1 pseudogene is annotated in these 518 nt (G+C 71.2%); it reads left to right on the plus strand.

What is annotated here, in order from left to right:
• Positions 1 to 188: pseudogene (locus tag ACTIFU_RS24010) on the plus strand (tripartite tricarboxylate transporter substrate binding protein); the annotation flags it as partial.
• Positions 189 to 518: the final 330 nt, after the last annotated feature.

Genomic DNA, 518 nt, shown 5'->3' on the forward strand with positions numbered 1-518 from the left:
GGTCGCTGCTCGCGACTGCCGTGCTGCTGCCGGCCGTGCCCGTGCGGCGCCCCGCCGCGGCGCAGCAGCGGTTCGTCAGCATCTTCATGTTCGTGGCGGCCGGCCCCGGCGGTGGATGGGACGGTAGCGGCAGGGCGATCGAGCAGGCCGCACGCCCGGTCGGCCCGGTCGGCAGCGTCCAGCTCTAGAACGTCGGTGGCGCCGGTTGGTCGGCCTGCCCCGCTTCGTGAACCAGCGCGCACCCAAACGAACGCCCTGCGGGTCGGCGGCAGCGTCATGGTCGGCGCCGGGATCAGCAACAGGAGCCCGAGCACGATCGCCAACGTGCAGCCGATCGCCCGGCTCACCGAGGAGGCCGGGGGGAGGTCGTGCCGTCCTCGTCCGACATCCGCACCTGGAAGGACCTGGAGGCGACGCTGAAGGCCAATCCTGGGGTGGTTCATACCAACTCCCACTGATCAGAACCGATGCGCCCAGTCGCGGAGGCCGATGGACGTGATGCGCCAGGGCTGGTCGAT

Origin of the sequence: Elioraea sp. (assembly GCF_051860475.1) — a bacterium.
Taxonomy (GTDB): domain Bacteria; phylum Pseudomonadota; class Alphaproteobacteria; order Acetobacterales; family Acetobacteraceae; genus Elioraea.